Origin of the sequence: Achromobacter sp. 2789STDY5608621 (genome assembly GCF_001299375.1) — a bacterium.
Classification (GTDB): Bacteria; Pseudomonadota; Gammaproteobacteria; order Burkholderiales; family Burkholderiaceae_B; genus Achromobacter; species Achromobacter insuavis.
Map to the genome: position 1 here is coordinate 24517 of NZ_CYTU01000017.1, position 18065 is coordinate 42581.

Genomic DNA, 18065 nt, shown 5'->3' on the forward strand with positions numbered 1-18065 from the left:
AGTCGCCGACATGGCTGCCGTCTAGAACCGCCTCTCCAGCATTAGGCTGACCTCGGTCCGGTCCCGCGCATACATGGGCAGATTGCTGGTGATCTTGAGGTAACTGAGGTTCAGCTTCGGCTCCAACCCGGCGATCTTGAAGTCCGGCGTCCAGACCGAGGCGTCCACGCGCAGCTCATGATCGCGCCGTCGCTGGTTCAGGAACAGGGCATAGGGCGCCTCATACGCCTGTCTGCCATAGCGGGCGCTCAAGCGCGTGCCCAACATTTGCCCGAAGGTCTTGACCACGCCCAGCTGCGCCCAGGGAAAGCGATAGGTGTATTCGCCCGCCGCCACCGCCTCGCGCTGCAGCCCGACGCTGGCGTAAGCCAACAGCGCGGGCGAGAACACGCGGATGGCCGTCAGCGACAGCACTTCCAGATGGCCGTCATAGGCGGCATAGGCCCGGTCGCCATAGCCGCGCTTGAGCCACAGCCAGGCCCCCATCAACTGCCACCCCGGCGTTGGCCGCCACCCGTACTCCAGACTCAAGCCGCGGTTGTGGCTATAGCGCCGGCTGCCCATCCAGCTGCGGCCCGCCTGGGGCGTCGCGGCAAACCAGCGCGTGGCGTCCTGCCACTTGTAGCCGCCGCGCAAGGTCAGGGAGCGGTCGCTGTAGTCGCGTTGCACGCGATACGCGGTGCCGTCGATATCCGCGCCCAGCGTGTAGTAGTGATGCCCGCCGAGATTGCGTTCGACATTGGCGCTGCCGCTGTATTTCAACCCCCAATCCGCCTTGGGCAACGCGTCGCGGCCCTTCGCGAACGGCACCCACAAGGGACCTTGCCGTGTCGCGACCGGCAGGTACAGCATCGGGTCGCGGTTGGCCGAATTGACGTTGTTGCTGTAGGCCGTGCCCGCGCCCAGGCGGAAATTCCAGCGGCGCTGCTGCGCCAATGCCTGACGGTAAAGCATGACGCTGCGCTGCGCCGCCGGCTCCAGCGACCCCAGCCGCAGGTCGGCCAGCTCGGCGTCGGACTGCGCGAATTGGCGATCCTCCATCAGCATGGTGGCCAGTTCCAGCCGCACGTAGCCCAGGTCGGGATGCTGCGCCACCAGTTGGCGGTACAACGCGATGGCCTCGGCCAGCCGCCCGTCGTGGCGCAGCAGCGCGCCATGCACGTAGTCGCGCAGGATCGGATCGACGCCGGCCATCCAGGGGTAGAAGCGCATCACCCGGCGCAGGGTGCTCCAGTCCTCTTGCAGCATCGCCTGGTTGAGGATGCGTTCGGTCAGCCTGAGGTCGTGGGCCAGGTCCTGGTCGGTCAGTTCGACGGGTGGCTGGGCCGGTTGGGTGGGCGGGCGGTGCGTGATGGCGGGCGTGGGGCGAGGGGGAGGGGGGAGCGTCGGGGTGTCCGGCTCCAGCGGGCGGACGGGAGCCGGCAGGACGGCGGGTGACGGCGTGGCGGGTTGGGCCTGGGGCGTAAGCGGATAGCCCGTGACCAGCAGGCTGATGACGATTGCGGTGAACAGTGAATGACGGCGAGAGGGGTTGGACGAGAGAGGGTGCGGCACGGGCCTCCCGGATGCGGCGGCTTGAATAGGCAAAAGGACTGCAGGGGAATCCCTGCAGTCCGTGATGGGCAAAATCGCAATTCAATGGCGATCAATATCAAATAGCAGTCCGATTTGGGTCGATGTCTATTTGATGTTGAAGAGATATTGCTCCGCCCTTCTGGTAGCGATTACTGTTTTGCGCCGATGACCGCGACGGAGCCGATGCGGTCAGGCAGGCCGCTGATGGCGCCGGCGATTTCCGCGCCGTTGGGGCCAAAGAGAGTCAGGTCATATTCCGGCTTCGCCACGAGACCACCGATTTCCTTCCACGCGTCGGGATTGCTGACGTCGTTCGTGGTGATAGTCACGTCTCCGGCGAAGACCAGACCGTTGCCGGTCGCATCCAAAGCCGTCGGATCCAGCTTGCCGTTATTGATGTTGAAGACAATGTCCTTGCCGGTCGAAGATATCTTGGCAGGAATCTTGATCTCGTCCAACGAGAATGACCCCTGGCCCGTGGCGGAGCTGGGGCCCGTTACCGTGACCTGGTAATCGAACATGCCACGCGGGAAGTTCGAGAAGGTCACACCGGCGTAGTTGTAGGTGCCATTTACCAGCGTGTCCGGCGCGGTCTGTTCGCCGACGATGCTCTTGACGAAGTGGCGGCCCACTGTGCCACGTGCAAGGTTGACCACCGCCGCCGAGTAGTTCTGACGGTAGACGCGGTAGACCACTGGAGACTTGACGCCGGCGGCCGCGGAATTGTCATTGGAGGTCAGGCTCAGATCATCGTTGCGGCCCGTGCCTCCGGGGCCGTTCTTGCCATACAGGGTGAAGGCTTGCAGGGAGTTCAGATCGAATACGTTGGAAATGCCTGTGCTGGCCTGAGTCGGAACGGTCGCGGAAGTGGAGGGACCGTAGGTCTGACCGTTGTAATTGAACGAGCCCTGGTAGACGACATTTGCTTGTTCTTCCAGGTTGCTGGGTTGGTCGAGGTCCAATTGGTTCCAGCCTGCGGAGGCGACGCCGGCGGATCCGGTCATCAGCAAGGCGGCGGAAAGTGAGGCGAGTTTGCGCATGGTCGTGTCCTTGAAAAGGGATGATGAACGATCCCCAGTGGCAACATGGGTGGTTTTTTTTGGGGACCTGGGTGAACCCGGCAGCCAGCGTTGTCGCCAGGACTGGGATCTGATCGGCTAGGATCCACACATCTAGGAGGACACGCGACCGGTAGTGAAAGTGCACGCCGTTTTGCAAACCCATGCGTCCTTTCGTCCGATTCGGTTATATGCGGCAGAGGACGGCTGCGCGTCGGATGATCCGGGTACCCTCACAAGCGGTAGCTCAAGGTCAGCAACGCATTCCGTGGCGGTGCTGAATTAAAGGAGCGTTCGTGCTGGTAGTAGACCTTGTCGAATACGTTGTTGACGTTCAGTTGCACGCTGAAGTGCCGGTCGATCTGGTAGCGCGCCATTAGGTCGACGACGTAGTAGGCGTCCTGTCGCATCAGGTAGTCCTGCTTGCGGCGCTCGAGGTCCATGGGAATCCAGGCGGACTGTGTGCGGCTCTGCCAGCGCACGCCTGCGCCCATGGTCAGGCGTTTGACGCGATAGGTGGTGAACAACTTGAAGGATTGTTCGGGCGCGCGATAGCTGCCAGTCAGGTCGTCAACCGCCGAAAACATGATCTCTCCCTTGAATGGCGGCAGGACCTGTTTTTGTTTGACGTAGCCCACGGCGATATTCCAGTCTTTCGTGATGGCGCCGGTGGCATTGAATTCCCATCCATAGACGCGCCAGCCGTTGTTGTCAGTGGTCGGGGCGTTGGGATCGTAGCTTTGAAAGGGAAAGTCCTTTTGTGTCATCCTGAAGTAGGAGACTGCGATATTGAGGCGTTCGTCGAAGAATGCGCCTTTGAGGCCTCCCTCCTCGGTGATCGAGCGCACCGGGGGGAGGTAATCGCCGGTAATGGCGTTGGTGCCACCGTTTGAACCGTTATAGACGGGGTCGCGCACGTAGGACGTTGTATAGCTGCCGTAGGCATTGATCTGCGGCGTCAGTTCGACGATCAGACCGCCATAAGGCAGGAACTTCGGGCGCATGGTGGGGTTGGTGGAATTGGGAAGGAAGTGGGTGGAGTTGCAGTGGTCGACTAGACAGTCGGTGTCGACATGGTCCGTCTCCACATCCTTGGCCCAACGCCCGCCCAGAATGAGATGAACGCGCGAAATCGGTCGTAAATGGCTGCTGAAGTAGTACCCGGTTTGCCGGCGCTTGGTGATATATCGTTCCCTGGCGCTGTACATGTCCCTGCGGGAGCCGGCCAACTCTGATTCCTCGGGAAGGCGAGCGGTCCAGCCTTCGATGGGAATGGCACCTATCGACGTGCGACCCATGGGCGACCTCGGTGGGAGGCAAGAGCGATTGCGGCGGCCACATGACTCGAAAGCGAGTAGGGGGTATTCCGCCGTCCCGAAGGAATCATAGCCACCGTAGACCATGTGATTCACGTTATAGGCATTGGCGCCCACGACGAATTCCTGGTCCCGGCCGAATGCCTCAATACGGCCTTTCAGGTGAACATCCACGGCATTGACGATGTTCTCTTGATGGTCGCGTTTGGCAACGTAGCTGGCCAACCCCGCTTGGGGCACGTAATAGCGGGATCCCATTTCCCCGTACAACTGGTCATCTATGTTGCTGGCATGGTTGTAGCTGGCCTTGAATGACCAGTCGTCGTTGAAATCATGGTCCCAGGTGAGAAATAGATTGGTGTAATTGCGATGGGTGTGTGACCAAGGGGTTGCGTTATTGAAGCTGCGCGGAACGCCTCCGGTTGGCAATACGCTGTCGCCTGGCGGCAGGTCGCGTATGCCCTCCGGTAGAAATTCCTTTTCTCCAGGCCGGAATCTGTTGTTTGACACTTCCGAATACCTCGCCAAGCCATGCGGCGAGGCCCCGTCCAGCTTGAAGTCGAATTGCGTCACGCCGGCGCTGATGCGGTTGTTCTCCGTCACGTCCAATTGCCCGATCAGCGACACCGCGCCTCGATCGCTCTTGACCCGCTCGACCCAGTGATTGCCCTTCTGCATGGCTGCCGCCAGCCGCACCCGGAACCGGTCATTGATCGGCGTGGAGAAGTCCAGCTCGGCGCGGCGATTGTTCCAGCTGCCGTATTTCAAATTCGCCGACAGGTGGCGATCCAGGTAGGGATACTTGCGCACGAAGTTCAAGCTGGCCGACGCATCGCCTTCGCCGCCAGTCAGGCTGTTGGAGCCGCGGATCACATCGATGCGTTCGTACAGAAAGGAATCCTGCAGCCCGATGTTGCCGTTGGCGGAGCCGGACAGGATGTAGCTGCTGGCCATGACGCCGTCCATCTGCACCGAGGTGACCGGAAAGGTCCGTGAATAGACAGGTTGGTTGCCGGCGCCCGCCACCCCGGCGGTAATCAGTGTGATGCCCGGCGTCTGGTCCAGCACTTCACTGACCGTCAACAACCCCTGATCCTGAATCTGCTGCGCCGTGAACGTGGTGATGCTCTGCGGCGTTTCTTTTGGCGCCAGGTCGAGCTTGGTGGCGCTGGACGTGCTGCTGACGGTGTAGCCCCGGTTGGGCGCGTCGCCTTCGCAGTAGCCGCTGACGGTGACGGCGTTTAGCTGGGTCACATCGGTGGCGTCCGCGCCTGCCGCCTTGGGCAAGCCGCGCAGCATGTAGCGCCCCGGCGCACGCGCCACCGCTTCGAATCCGCTGCCTTGCAGGATGCGGCGGAAACCCGCCTCCACCTCAAAACTTCCCCGCAACCCGGCGGATTCCTTTCCCGCGAGCAGCGAGGCGTCGAACGACAGGCTGACGTCGACCGCCTGCGCGTACTGGTTCAGCACCGTGGTCAGCGGACCGGCCGGGATGTCCACCTGCAAGGTGCTGGCGGTGAGGGTTGCCGAGGGCGTTTGCGCGTGGGTGGCGCGCAGCGGCGTGAAGGCGGCCAACAGGCATATGAGCGTGAGATTCAGCGTGAACTGGCGCGCGCCCGGCGCGGCATGGTGCGAGGAGCGGCCAGACGCGCTGGCCGGTGAAGCGGAGGAGGGATCGTGCATGGACATATCGCGGCAGAGTGATTGAACGGGAAGCGAGGCCATGACCGGAACCGGTTCGGTTCGCGTCCATGGCGAGCGCCATCGTCATTGAGGACACGCGACGTGCTACGAAAGTGCAAATGCGATTGAAAAAAATACTTATGTGATCGATTTTGCGCTTGATCCATGGCGTCAGGCACGAGGCCGCCGCCTGCGCCACCGCCCCGGCTACGCTCCTGGACGAGCCAGCACCGTCACCCAGTTGCGCGTATGCCGCCGCACCTGCACAGGGAAACTGTCCGAGATTGCTTCCAGCGCCTCGTCGGTGTCCCGCAATGAGAAGACCCCGGAGACCTTCAGATCGGCCACCGCCGGATCGCACCGCAGGATGCCGGGCCGATAACGCGCCAGTTCGGCGACGACCTCGGCCAGTGGCCGATCCTCCACCACCAGGCGGCCATGCAGCCAAGCCTGCGCATCCACGGACGCGGCGCTCACCGGCTCCGCGCCGTCGGCATCGAACGACACCGCCTGACCGGCGCGCAGCAGCACCGCAGGGATGCGGATCGAAGGGTGATCCTGCGTCTGGCCGGGCAGGATGGTGGCCGACTGTTGCAACACCTGCACCCGCGTGTCGCGGGTATCCAGGCGCACCGTGAAGCGGGCCTCCTGCGGCAGGATGTCGCCATGCGGCGTGCTGACGACGAACGGGCGCGGCATGGCCCGCGAGGTCTGGTCCTGATGGACCTGCATCAGGATCTCGCCGGCACGCAGCACCACCCGACGCCGCGCGTCGCTGAAATCCAGCGTCACGCGGGTGGCGGTGTTCAGATAGAGCTGCGAGCCGTCGTCCAGTTGAAATTGGCGGAGCTCGCCGGTCGCGGTCTGCCAGGTGCCCGGCTCCCCTGGCCGCATGACGCCATAGGCGCCGGTGGCCAGCAGGCCCATCCCCATCAACGACAGCAGGCTGCGGCGCTGTGCGCGCCGGCGCGCGGACGGGGTGAGCACGGCCGTGGCGACATTGGCCGGCACGCGGCTGAAGGCGCACCGCATCTTCTGCAGCCGTTCCCAGGCCTGGCGATGCGTGGGGCTGGCGTCGAGCCAGGCCTGCCAGTCAACGCGATCGCGCGGCGTTGCGTCCTCTGCCATGAGGCAGGCAAACCAGCGGGCGGCTTCGTGTACGGCCGATTCCTCGGCGGACGACGGCGGGCGGGACTCGGCCATGCAAACTGCCCGGGGATCAGAAGGCCGCCAGGCAGCAGTGCGCCATGGCGCGCGCGATGTAGTTCTTCACCGTGCGCAGCGAGACATTCAAGTTCAAGGCGATCTGCGTGTAGGGCAGCCCCTGGAACTGCGACAGCACCAGTGCCTGCCGCACCTTCGGGTCGAGGCCGTCGAGCATGCGATCGAACTCGAACAACGCCTCGCGCACCAGCGCCTGGGTTTCGAGGGAAGGCACCTGCTGCGGCGGCAGGGTGGCCAGGACTTCGAGATAGGCGATTTCCAGCGCCTGCCGCCGGTAGAAATTGGCCACCAGCCGTCCGGCCACGGTAGCCAGATAGGCGCGCGGTTCGCGCAGGGGGGAGGTGTCGATATGGAGGGGAGTGGCGGCGCACAGCACGCGGACGAAAGTGTCCTGGGTCAGATCGTCGGCGTCTTCGGCGCGGCGGACTTTAGTGCGAAGCCAGTTGCGCAGCCAACCGTGATGCTCGCGGTATAGGCCACCGACCTGGTGGGCGGTGGGGGCGAGGCACTTTTTCATGGGGTGGGGACGGCGGGGGTGAAGTGCGAATGGGAATTGGTTTGTTTTTATAGTCGATGGGGTGGGGGGATGGGCGGGGGGTGGGGGAAATCGGGTTTGTCTGAGGTGGGGGAGGGAACCTTGGCGAGTGTCGGGGAAGTGCTTGGTCAGCTTAATGTGGGCTATTGATGTGATTTGGCAAGGACCGCTTTCGGCCAGAAGCGGTCCATGACAGGTGTAGTTAGACTGACCGCTCGCAGGCCGAACTAGCCTCTGGGCACGAACGACTTGGCGCCTATGCCGGAGCCGTCATGTATGCGTAGCGCTGCGGGTTTTTGCAACCCGCAGCAGCGAAAGTCAGATTACTCGCTGAACGGGACACTAGAGTCACGAGCGATCGAGACAGCATTGACCGTCATTCCGTGGATAAGAAAGACTTTGGTCCTGATGTCCACACGACACGCGTCACGGAAAGCGTTAACTATTCTTATCGCGTAGGAATGGACTTGCGCCAAATCAATTTTCTCGAAACGAATTATGGTATCTAGGATGCTTTCTTCGGTATCAATGTGTGCGGCCAGTTTATTTCTAATATCGCGAAGTTCATTTTCAAGACTCAACTCCCTAGCCTGAAAAAGCGAAAATAGCATGTCATGGCCCTTTATTCCATGCTCCTTCCAGTATGTAAGGAGGGATTTGTCGTACTTATCATCCTTAAACAAGTTATCGATCAACGAGCATAAATCGACAATCGCAAGGAGCCATCCAATATCGAATACCACTCTTTTGTAGAGAGTTTCTGGATTGTCGACGGCGACTGTCAGCGAAAAATTGCACTCAAGGAAGTCGATGATCGAAAGCACCGCCTGTGCCTTCTTCTGAGTTTCATGCCCCTCGATCATCGATACAACGTTCTGCTTCGCTAACGACAATCGGTCCGCTGACACTGAAGGCGTCCGCGACGAGCGGACGGCGATTTTGCCATTATCCGGAAACTGAAGCGGTATTTGCTCAGGGAGAGCCGAAAAGGTTATATGCGCAGCTCTAGCCACGCTTGATTTTATCTCTTCGGCGTCGTCGTACAGCACTTCAATCGTCGTTTTATCAATATCATTCCACCAACCCAGAAGTTCTATGAGATCCATCGGCTGGGTGTGGGCTGCCACTTTGTCGCGTATAGCGTCATAGGCGTTTCCATAGCTTCCTTCCAAGATGGCTATTTTTTCTTCTATCGTTTTTTTCTGCTTGATATTAATTGAACCGTTCCTGTAGAGGAGATTTTTCGCTCTTGCAGTCAGGCCGATAAGATTATCAAGCTGAATGAAAAAGAATCGTAGAATGGACCTTTTTGCGTGGTCATCTATATTCTCCCTTGATAACTTATAAGCACCATCCAAATAAACAAAACAAAGACTAAGTCGATTCAAACTTTTGGTCAATTCTTCGCTCATAAGTTGCCTTTTTGGATATTTATGAATTAATAAATTATTGCCACCCAATAACTCATCATAATTGTACAGTCGGTGTAGTTTGCGTGCTTGTTTCTTCTTGGCAGCGATGATTGTGCGCGCCGTTGCACCCGGTTTTGCGCTGTTGGTCGAAGTCGGGCCATCAACCGCCGTTGCGCGAGGAATATCCGTCGACTGGTCCGGGTCGGGATAGAGACCCTCCGTAGGAGCACACTGAATCTCCCTTTACGCGAAAGGAGATTGTCATGGAATCCGCGAATGTTACCGTTGGCCGTCGTGTGCCTTGGAACAAGGGCAAACTCACCGGGCAGAAGCCACCGCTAAAGCTAGGAGAAATTTGGGCAATCCGAACGAGACTGAAGATGGCGTCGAACGTCCGGGAACTCGCAATGTTCAATCTCGCAATCGATAGCAAGCTTCGAGCGTGCGATCTCACGCGATTGCAGGTGCAGGACATACGTCACGGAAGCCATGTGGCCGCGAGAGCCACCGTCAGGCAACAAAAGACCCAGCGTCCGGTTCAATTCGAGATAACGGAGCAAACCCGTGAGAGCGTTGAAGCATGGATCGAGGCGCGAGGACTAAAGGCGGCGGATTTTCTGTTTCCGAGCCGCTTGCATACGTCACCGCATCTGTCGACGCGGCAGTACTCCCGTATTGTGCATCGCTGGGTCGCATCGATTGGCCTCGACGATACCGCATATGGCACCCACACTATGCGCCGTACAAAAGCCTCGCTGATCTACCGCCGGACGAAGAATCTTCGGGCTGTACAGCTGCTGCTCGGGCATACGAAGCTGGAAAGCACCGTTCGCTATCTCGGCATCGAGGTCGACGATGCTCTTGAGATGGCAGAGCAAACCGAGGTTTGATGCATCCCGGCCGGCGAGCGGTCGTTTGCCGGCCAGAAGCAGTCGTCGGAACTTGACTCCAAGTACAAGTGCTACTCAGATGTGGGAAACTTCGCGTGATGAAAGTCACTTTGCTTCGCGAGTACTATTCCAGCCTTGCTTTCATTCGGCCAATGTTCATTCTTGCGAAAACGAAATGACCTGTCTTATTTGCAGCGCTTGTCCTACGATCAAGTCGCACCTGATTCCGCGGGTAATGGCTACAGAGGTCCAAGTTGGGAAAGCGCATGCCTTCGTATTACCCTCACGCCCTGGGTATCTCGAGAGTCAGTCAGGCCTTTGGGACTCAAGTATTCTCTGTGGACACTGTGATTCGTCTATTGGCCGTTTTGAAGAGAGCACCGCAAAGGCGTTCGTATCGCTACGGAATGCTGGAGTAGGTGTGCAGGAGCTCAAGGTGGTCAGTGCTGAACAGGCGCCAGACGTCACATTGCGCTTCTATGCAGCGCTGCTCTGGAAATACGCAGTTGCTCGCCGCGAGCTTGGCAAAATCGATCTCGGCCCCTACAAAAGTGAGCTTCAGCGCGTCGCCTTTGAGGCAGCGCCTATCCCCAACTTCTTCGATGCCGTGCTACTGCGTCTTCGGCTCAGCCCCGACGATGCTGGCGTCTTCGCCTATCGTGCTCCCAAGCCAGATCGCAAGGAAGGCCTCAACATGTATCGGGTAATGGTCGGCGGGGTTCTCGCCTTCGTCAAAGTCGATCAGCGTCCTTGGGCTAACCCTCTCTTCCGGGGCATTGCGCTTAGCAACGCTACTACCACCCGAGCATTGGTGGTAGCAGCACAAAATTTTGAGGAATTCAAGGTATCTCAAGACTTGGCGCATGGGGATAGTCGTGTGTCGGCCTTCCTTGATAAGCAGGATGCATACGCTGCTCAGAATGCCTGACGTCGTGCGAGCGGGCCTATGTCGTTTTGTCGACAACACGTCGATCCGCTCGACTTGATCGACAGGCACTGGCAACCGAAGAACGAACGACAGCAACGGGTCGTAACGCGACTCCCACGCCACCCCATCGCCCCAAAAAAAGCCGCGTTCCCCAACCCAGGAAACGCGGCCTCATTCAGCAGGACCGACAACCCACCGCCGGTCCCGCCCCTTCAATGCATCTGCCCATACTTCCCGGCATTGAAATCCTGGATCGCCTCGACGATCTCCGCCTGCGAGTTCATCACAAACGGCCCATATCCCACCACGGGCTCGTCGATCGGCTCACCGCTCAACACCAGGAACACGGCGTCGTTGTTGGCTTCGACCGTGATCTCGTCACCGTCCTGCGCGAACAGCGTCAGCTGCGCGTCGCGCGCCACTGCTTCGCCGTTGACCAGCACCGTGCCGCGCAGCATCACCAGCATGCTGTTGCGGCCCGCCGGGATCGCGAAGGTCGCGGTCTTGCCGGCGGACAGGCGCACGTCCCACACGTCGATCGGCGTGAAGGTGCGGGCCGGGCCGGTCTGGCCGCCGTAGCTGCCGGCGATGACGCGCAGCGAGCCGGCATCGTCGGGCAGCGACACCACCGGGATCTCCGCATTCAGCAGGCTCTGGTAGCCGGCCGGCGCCTTCTTGTCCTTGGCGGGCAGGTTGACCCACAGCTGCACCATCTCCAGCTCGCCGCCCTTGCGGGTGAACGCGGGGGAGTGGAACTCTTCGTGCAGGATGCCCGAGGCGGCCGTCATCCACTGGACGTCGCCGGGCCCGATGACGCCGCCGTTGCCGGTGGAGTCACGGTGCTCGACCTCGCCGCTGTAGACGATGGTCACGGTCTCGAAGCCGCGGTGCGGATGCTGGCCGACGCCGCGCGGTTGCGTGGCCGGCGCGAATTGCGCCGGGCCGGCGTAGTCCAGGAGCAGGAAGGGGCTGACGTTCTTGCCCTTGTCGTTGTACGAGAACATCGAGCGCACCGGAAAGCCGTCGCCCACCCAGTGGGGACGCGGGCTGGCATGCACACCCAGAATCTTCTTCATGATCGTCATTCCTGTTGCGCGGCCCCTGCGGGGCCGTTCGTCATACCTATCAAGATAAGGGCGCGGGGCTGCTTTCGGTAGTCCCCGCGATTGATAAGCACTGTTCCATGAATAGGACACTACAGGGAGGTGAGATTCAAATTGGTTCCAGTTTGCGAGGCGGCGAGACAACCGGCATCAGTTCCGGCGCGTCGTTCCTTGGCTTGTTCGTCCTGATATCCGCGGCTGCCGCCCGAGCCTGCCGCGGCCGCCTGCAGGTGGGCCCCTGGCTCGCAGCAGAAGCGATGCGTCGACCCCGGGGTATTCTTGCGCCATGCCACGACAATCCGATATCGCTGACCCCGGGCAGTCCTCCCACGTCCAGGGCTTTGCCCCGGTCGCCGCCGCCGACGCCCGCATCCTGGTGCTGGGGTCCATGCCCGGCGTCGCGTCGCTCAGGCAGGTCCGCTATTACGCCCACCCGCGCAACGCCTTCTGGCCGATCGCCGCTCAGGTGTTGGGCTTCGATTCCGCCGCCGGGTATGCCGAGCGGCTGCAGGCGTTGCGGCAGGCCGGCGTGGCGTTATGGGACGTGTTGCAGGCCTGCGAACGTCCGGGCAGCCTGGACGCCGATATCCGCGGCGACACGCTGGTTCCGAACGACTTCGCCGCCTTTCTCCAGGCCCATCCGCGCCTGATCCGCATCTGCTTCAACGGGGGCAAGGCCGCCGCGCTGTTTCGGCGCCATGTCCTGCCGGGGCTGCCGGGCCTGGCGCTGCAATACGTCGACCTGCCTTCCACCAGTCCGGCTCATGCCGCCGCGTCGTTCGAGAAGAAGCTGGCCGTCTGGCGCGAGGCTTTGACGCCGCCCGGTTGCGCGCGCGGCGATTGATGCGGGGGGCTGCCGGCCGGGCGGTGGCCGCGCGGGGGCTTCTTGTTCAGGGGGCGGCGGGTTCTACCGCGCGTGCGCCGTCCGGGGTTGCCGCCGTGCCAGGTGCCCGGTCGAGCTGTTGCCGGGCCTCGTCCAGTCCGGTCTGGATCTGGGCACGGACGGGGTCGTCGGGTTCGACCCGGGTCAGCAGGCGCTCCCAGTAACCGATGGCCGCCGGGTAGTCGTGGCGGAAGAATGCGCTGGTGCCGGCCAGGGCCAGGCCTTTCACGTCATCGGGCGCGCGCGCCAGCACGCGGCCGATCAGCCGGTCGGGTTCGCCGGTGAAATCGCCGTTCGCGGCGGTGGCCAGGATGTCGGCCCAGTCGGCCAGCACCGTGGGGTCGTCCGGCGCCTTGGCGCCGATGCGCTGCCAGGTCGCCGCGCCGCCGGCAAAATCCTCCAGGGTCAGGTAGGTGTTGGCCAGCATGGTCCAGCCGGCGGGGTCGGCGGGGGTGGCTTCGAGGCGCTGGATCAGGCCGGCCAGCAGATCGGTCATCTGGCCGGGGGCGTCATGATCCGCGCTGGCGGTGACCATGGGATCGCCGCCGGCCGTGATGCCGGCGGGGTTGCCCAGCGCGCCGTACAGGGCGGCGGTAATCAAGGGCAGCAGCAGCGCGATGGCCGCGGCCCAGCGCCGCGCGGGCCGCGCATCGACGGCGGTGGCGGTGGCGCGGCCTTCCTGTAGCGCGCGCCGTTCCAGCTCGGCGCAGGCCAGGGCGTAGTCGGCCGCTGCGATGCGGCCGCCGGCGTGGTTGGCCCGCAGTTGCGCCCATTGTTCCCGCAGGACCCGCAATGATGCCTGCGCCTGGCGTGGCGCCTCGGGGGGGGATGGGGCGCCCGATCCCAGCAGGGGCGGCAGGACAAACAGCAGGGCGAGCAGGACCAGGGCGGCCGCCATGATGAGAAACAGCGTCAAGGTTGGCCCTCCCGATGACGGCAATCGACCCGCGGCGCGGCCTCATCGGCCAGCAGGGCCCTGGCCTCGGCGGCGTCGGTCTGGCCCAAGGGGGGCTCGGCATGGCGCGCATGGCGTCGCAAGCGCCACAGCAGGCCGCCCAGCGCCGCGGCCAGCAACAGCCCGGGGCCGGTCCAGAGCAGGGCGGTGCTGGCCTTGAGCGGCGGATCGTAGAGCACGAAGTCGCCATAGCGGGACACCAGGAACTGGCGCACCTGCGCCTCGCTGCGGCCTGCCAGGAAAAGCTCGCGCACTTCCCGGCGTAGATCGCGCGCCAGCGGTGCGCGCGAATCGGCCAGGGATTCGTTCTGGCACACCAGGCAGCGCAGGTCCCGGGTGAAGGCCTGGACGCGAGCCTCCAGCGCCGGGTCCGGCGCGGCGGCGGGGGCTTCGTTGGCCGCCTGGGCGCCGAAGGCCAGGGTCAGCGCAAGCGCGGTCGCCCAGGCGCGGGCGCGGTGGCGTGCCGGACTGGACCGGCGGGACGGTGCTGCGCGCAGGCCGGGGCGCAGTGAAAAGGCGCGATCAGCGTTCATCCCGCGCCTCCCGCGCCCGCGGCATCAGGATGGTGTCAAGCACCTCCTGGGTGACGGGGCCGATATGCTTGTAGCGGATGATGCCGTTGGCGTCGATCAGGAAGGTCTCGGGCACGCCGTAGACGCCGTAGTCGATGCCGACCCTGCCGTCAGGGTCGGCCACCGAGACGTCGTAGGGGGTGCCCAACCGGGCCAGCCAGGCGCGCGCGTCGGCGGCGTCGTCCTTGTAGTCGAGGCCGATGATGGGGATGCGGCCGTCGCGCGCGGCGCGCAGCAGCACGGCATGTTCGGCGCGGCAGGCGACGCACCAGCTGGCCCAGACGTTGAACAGCCACACCTTGCCGCGCATGTCGTCCAGGCCGAAGTGGCGCTCCGGCGCATCCAGCCGCGCCAGGCGGAATGGCGGCGCGGGCTGCGCGATGAGGGGCGATGGCAGTTCACGCGGATCGCGGCCCAGGCCCATGGCGAGAAAGCCGGCCAGCCCCAGGAACAGCAGGAAAGGGATGAGGAACCTGAGCTTCATGGCGCGCCCGCCGTGCCCGCGTCCGGGACCGCCCGGGCGGCGCCGCCAACGTCCCGTTGCGCCAGTTTGCGGTAGCGCCGGTCGCTGGCCGCGCACAGGCCGCCCAGGATCATCAGGCCGCAGCCGGCCCAGATCCAGCTGATGAACGGCTTGTGGAAGAGATTGACGATCCAGCTGCCGTCGGGCAGCGGTTCGCCCAGGGCGGTGTACACGTCGCGCAGCGGGCCGACGTCGATGGCCGATTGCGTCATCGGCATGGCGTGCGCCACGTAGGTGCGCGTTTCGGGCCGCAGGGTCGCGACGTGGCGGCCGTTGCGCGCGACCTCGAGCGTGGCGCGCGCCGCGACCCAGTTGGGGCCTTGTTCCTGCCGCACGCCGTCGAAAGTAAAGGTGTATCCGGCCAATTGCGCGGTCTGCCCGGGCAGCATCTTCACGTCCAGGCTGGACTGGAAACTGTTGACCATGGTGACGCCGATGACGAACACGCCCAGGCCGAGATGGGCCAGCCACATGCCCCACCAGGCCGCGGGAATGCCGCGCAGGCGCGTCGCCAGCGCGGCTCGGGCGCCGCTGGCGAGGCGGTCCCTGAGCAGTTGCGCGCTGCCCAGGACGAGCCAGGCCGCCAGGAACAGGCCCAGGCAGGTGCGCCAGGTGAAATGCCCGAGTCCGCCCGCCAGGCCCATCGCCATCAAGACGCTCGCCAGCAGTGTGGGCCCCAGGCGCCGCGCCAGCCGTTGCCCGGTATCTGCCTTCCAGCGCACGAAGGTGCCCAGCACGACCAGCGCCAGCACCGGCGTCATCAAGGGCACGAACGTCGAGTCGAAGTAGGGCGGACCGACCGAGATCTTGCCCAGGTCCAGCGCGTCCAGGAACAGCGGATACAGGGTGCCCAGCAGCACCGCGGCGCAGGCGACCGCCAGCAGCGCGTTGTTGGCCAGCAAGGCGGCGTCGCGTGATATCAGCTGGAAGCTGCCGCCGCCCTGCAGCCTTGGCGCGCGCCAGGCGAACAGGATCAGCGACGCGCCGATCACCGCGACCAGCAGGCACAGGATGAACAGGCCGCGCGCCGGATCGGTGGCAAAGGCGTGCACCGAGGTGACCACGCCGGAACGGACCAGGAAGGTGCCCAGCAACGACAGCGAGAAGGCGCCGATGGCCAGCAGCACGGTCCAGCTGCGGAACGCCCCGCGCTTTTCGGTCACGGCGAGTGAATGGATCAGGGCGGTGCCCAGCAGCCACGGCATGAACGAGGCGTTTTCCACCGGGTCCCAGAACCACCAGCCGCCCCAGCCCAGTTCGTAGTAGGCCCAGCTCGATCCGACCGCGATCCCCGCCGTCAGCAGGACCCAGGCGGCCACGGTCCAGGGCCGCGACCAGCGCGCCCAGGCCGCGTCCAGGCGACCCGTGAGCAAGGCGGCGATGGCGAAGGCAAAGGCGACGCTGAAGCCGACGTAGCCCAGGTACAGCAGGGGCGGGTGGATGATCATGCCCGGGTCCTGCAGCATCGGGTTCAGGTCGTTGCCCTGGGCGGGCGCGGGCAGCAGTCGTTCGAAGGGGTTGGAGGTCAGCAGCGTGAAGGCGATGAAGCCGGCGCTGACGCAGCCCATGATGCCGAGCACCCGCGCCATGAAGGCCTCGGGCAGGTGGCGGCTGAACCGCGTGACCGCCGCCGTCCATAGCGACAGCGAGACGATCCACAACAGCATGGACCCTTCGTGGTTGCCCCAGACGCCGGTGATGCGGTAGATCAGCGGGGTCTGGGTGTGCGAGTTGGCGGCGACCAGCCGCACCGAGAAATCATTGCCGATGAACAGCAGGTTCAGGCAGGCATAGGACAGCAGGATGAAGAGCAACTGCCCGCGCGCGGCGGCGCGGCCGACCGCCATTAGCGCGGCGCGGCCGCGCCAGGCGCCATACAGGGGCGGGATGGCCTGGACCAGCGCCAGGGCGAACGCGATCATCAGCGAGAAATGGCCCAGTTCCGCAATCATCGCTGTAGCGTCTTTTCGGCGTCGTGGGCGCGGTCGAGGGCATGTTGCGCCTCGACCGGAGTGTAGTTTTCGTCGTGGCGGGCGAGCACGCTGGTGGCGACGAACACCCCGTCGCCGCCCAGCATGCCCTGGGCCACCACGCCCTTGCCTTCCTGGAACAGGTCGGGCAAGGACCCGCGGTAGGTCACGGGCACGCTGCGAGCGGTGTCGGTGATGACGAAGCGGACGGTCAGGCCATCGGCCTGGCGCCGCAGCGATCCGGCCTGCACCAGGCCGCCGATGCGCAGCAGCCGTTCGCGCGGGGCCTCGCCGCGGGCGATCTCGCTGGGGGTATGGAAGAACACCAGGTTCTGGCGCATCGCCGTCAGCATCAGGGCGACGGCCGACGCCAGCAGCGCCAGCGCCCCGAGCAGCAGGAACAGGCGTTTGCGGCGCGGGGGCATCAAAGCGGTTCCCCGGGGGCGCGGCGGGCGCGATGGCGCGCGGCGATGCGGCGGATCGCGCGGCGGCGGCGCCGCGCCAGCGCCACGCACTCGGCCAGCACCAGCAGCGCCAGCGCGCCGTAGCTGCCCCAGACGAAGGCGCCGCTGCCGCCCATGTGCCAGAACGCTGCCCAGGATTCCCATTGCATCAGGCCGCTCCTTGCTTGAGGGCGCGCGCGTCCTTGCTGTCCGGGATGCCGCGCGGCTCGATCAGGTCCCGGACCCAGCCGGCGTGGCAGTCCCGCTCCAGGATCAAGGTGCGCGCGCGCATCAGCGCGATGGCCGCCGTGTAGGCCCAGGCGGCGAGCGTCATGAGCAGCATGGCGACCAGCATGGTGGTCGCCATCGAGGGCGCCCGGGTCAGGCTGACCGAAGCGCCCTGGTGCAGCGTGTTCCACCACGTCACCGAGAAGTAGATGACGGGAACGTTGATGGCGCCGACCAGGGCGAGCAGGGCCCCGGCGCGGTCGCCGCGGCGCGGATCGACATGCAGGGCGGTGAGCGCCAGGTAGCCCAGGTACAGGAAGAACAGCAGCAGTTGCGAGGTCAGGCGGGCATCCCAGACCCAGTAGGCGCCCCAGGCCGGCCGTCCCCACAACGCGCCGCTCCAGAGCGCGACGAAGCAGAACATCGCGCCGGTGGGCGCCAGGGCGCGGGCCATGATGAAGGACAGGCGGGTCTGCAGGATCAGGCCGAGCGCCGACCAGAAGGCCATCAACAGATAGACGAACATGGACATCCAGGCGGCGGCCACATGGATGAAGATGATGCGGTAGACCTCGCCCTGGGTCGCATCGGTGGGCGCGACGAAAAAGCCGGTCCAGCACGCCGCCAGGCCGAACAGGGCGGCCAGGGCCGCGCACCAGGGGATGAGCCTGCCCGCCAGCGGATAGAAGACCTGCGGCGCGGCGAATCGCAGCAGGCGCGCGGGTCGGCGCGGCGGGGCGGGAAGGTCGGGGGACGGTCTGTGCATC

At 64.1% G+C, this 18065-nt stretch carries 17 protein-coding genes; 3 read left to right on the forward strand and 14 right to left on the reverse strand.

Going from position 1 to position 18065, the window contains the following annotated elements:
- Positions 1-21: 21 nt before the first annotated feature.
- From AOZ53_RS17240 to AOZ53_RS34205, 6 genes are all read right to left on the reverse strand, one after another.
- Entirely contained in the window at positions 22-1554 is a 1533-nt protein-coding gene (locus AOZ53_RS17240; RefSeq protein ID WP_231690630.1) for a surface lipoprotein assembly modifier, read from the reverse strand.
- Between the two features lie 170 nt (positions 1555-1724).
- Positions 1725-2615 (reverse strand): hypothetical protein, encoded by an 891-nt coding sequence (locus AOZ53_RS17250; RefSeq protein WP_054479326.1) that lies wholly within the window; start codon positions 2613-2615, stop codon positions 1725-1727.
- A 251-nt stretch (positions 2616-2866) separates the two neighbouring features.
- Positions 2867-5632: a TonB-dependent siderophore receptor gene (locus AOZ53_RS17255; RefSeq protein WP_082385670.1), complete on the reverse strand. Its 2766-nt coding sequence runs from the start codon at positions 5630-5632 to the stop codon at positions 2867-2869.
- A 207-nt stretch (positions 5633-5839) separates the two neighbouring features.
- The gene (locus AOZ53_RS17260; protein ID WP_054488671.1) at positions 5840-6835 is read right to left on the reverse strand and encodes a FecR domain-containing protein; all 996 of its coding nucleotides are present in this window, start codon (positions 6833-6835) and stop codon (positions 5840-5842) included.
- Between the two features lie 16 nt (positions 6836-6851).
- Complete coding sequence (locus AOZ53_RS17265; protein ID WP_054488673.1) at positions 6852-7373, reverse strand: sigma-70 family RNA polymerase sigma factor; 522 nt, start codon at positions 7371-7373, stop codon at positions 6852-6854.
- A gap of 341 nt (positions 7374-7714) precedes the next feature.
- Complete coding sequence (locus tag AOZ53_RS34205; protein ID WP_156333419.1) at positions 7715-8803, reverse strand: hypothetical protein; 1089 nt, start codon at positions 8801-8803, stop codon at positions 7715-7717.
- A 263-nt stretch (positions 8804-9066) separates the two neighbouring features.
- Here AOZ53_RS34205 and AOZ53_RS17275 point away from each other — a divergent pair, with 263 nt between their 5' ends.
- Both AOZ53_RS17275 and AOZ53_RS34210 read left to right on the forward strand, forming a co-directional pair.
- Positions 9067-9693: a tyrosine-type recombinase/integrase gene (locus tag AOZ53_RS17275; RefSeq protein WP_054488677.1), complete on the forward strand. Its 627-nt coding sequence runs from the start codon at positions 9067-9069 to the stop codon at positions 9691-9693.
- 421 nt (positions 9694-10114) lie between these two features.
- Positions 10115-10621 carry a hypothetical protein gene (locus AOZ53_RS34210; RefSeq protein ID WP_156333420.1) on the forward strand — a complete coding sequence of 169 codons (507 nt, stop codon included), beginning with the start codon at positions 10115-10117 and terminating at the stop codon, positions 10619-10621.
- Positions 10622-10833: 212 nt separating this feature from the next.
- Here AOZ53_RS34210 and AOZ53_RS17285 read toward each other — a convergent pair whose 3' ends face one another.
- The gene (locus AOZ53_RS17285) at positions 10834-11697 is read right to left on the reverse strand and encodes a pirin family protein (RefSeq protein ID WP_054475928.1); all 864 of its coding nucleotides are present in this window, start codon (positions 11695-11697) and stop codon (positions 10834-10836) included.
- Between the two features lie 313 nt (positions 11698-12010).
- Here AOZ53_RS17285 and AOZ53_RS17290 point away from each other — a divergent pair, with 313 nt between their 5' ends.
- Positions 12011-12568: a DNA-deoxyinosine glycosylase gene (locus tag AOZ53_RS17290; protein WP_082385667.1), complete on the forward strand. Its 558-nt coding sequence runs from the start codon at positions 12011-12013 to the stop codon at positions 12566-12568.
- A 46-nt stretch (positions 12569-12614) separates the two neighbouring features.
- Here the strand turns inward: AOZ53_RS17290 and ccmI are convergent, their stop codons facing one another.
- Genes ccmI through ccmC form a run of 7 tightly spaced genes read right to left on the reverse strand, consistent with a single transcriptional unit; the run spans position 12615 to position 18064 of the window.
- Positions 12615-13523 carry a c-type cytochrome biogenesis protein CcmI gene (gene ccmI, locus AOZ53_RS17295; RefSeq protein ID WP_054488681.1) on the reverse strand — a complete coding sequence of 303 codons (909 nt, stop codon included), beginning with the start codon at positions 13521-13523 and terminating at the stop codon, positions 12615-12617.
- Positions 13520-14095, reverse strand: a complete 576-nt coding sequence (locus AOZ53_RS17300; RefSeq protein WP_082385668.1) for a cytochrome c-type biogenesis protein — start codon at positions 14093-14095, stop codon at positions 13520-13522. The genes ccmI and AOZ53_RS17300 overlap by 4 nt, the downstream gene beginning before the upstream one ends.
- Positions 14085-14618, reverse strand: a complete 534-nt coding sequence (locus AOZ53_RS17305) for a DsbE family thiol:disulfide interchange protein (protein WP_054432217.1) — start codon at positions 14616-14618, stop codon at positions 14085-14087. The genes AOZ53_RS17300 and AOZ53_RS17305 overlap by 11 nt, the downstream gene beginning before the upstream one ends.
- The gene (locus tag AOZ53_RS17310) at positions 14615-16609 is read right to left on the reverse strand and encodes a heme lyase CcmF/NrfE family subunit (RefSeq protein WP_054432216.1); all 1995 of its coding nucleotides are present in this window, start codon (positions 16607-16609) and stop codon (positions 14615-14617) included. The genes AOZ53_RS17305 and AOZ53_RS17310 overlap by 4 nt, the downstream gene beginning before the upstream one ends.
- Positions 16606-17052, reverse strand: coding sequence for a cytochrome c maturation protein CcmE (ccmE, locus tag AOZ53_RS17315; protein ID WP_054475920.1), 447 nt, complete (start codon positions 17050-17052; stop codon positions 16606-16608). The genes AOZ53_RS17310 and ccmE overlap by 4 nt, the downstream gene beginning before the upstream one ends.
- On the reverse strand, positions 17052-17240 hold the full coding sequence (ccmD, locus tag AOZ53_RS17320; RefSeq protein ID WP_054488683.1) for a heme exporter protein CcmD: 189 nt from the start codon (positions 17238-17240) through the stop codon (positions 17052-17054). Before ccmD ends, ccmE begins: the two co-directional genes overlap by 1 nt.
- A complete protein-coding gene (ccmC, locus tag AOZ53_RS17325) occupies positions 17240-18064 on the reverse strand; it encodes a heme ABC transporter permease CcmC (protein WP_054488760.1) in 825 nt (274 codons plus the stop codon). Before ccmC ends, ccmD begins: the two co-directional genes overlap by 1 nt.
- Between the last annotated feature and the right edge of the window lies 1 nt (position 18065).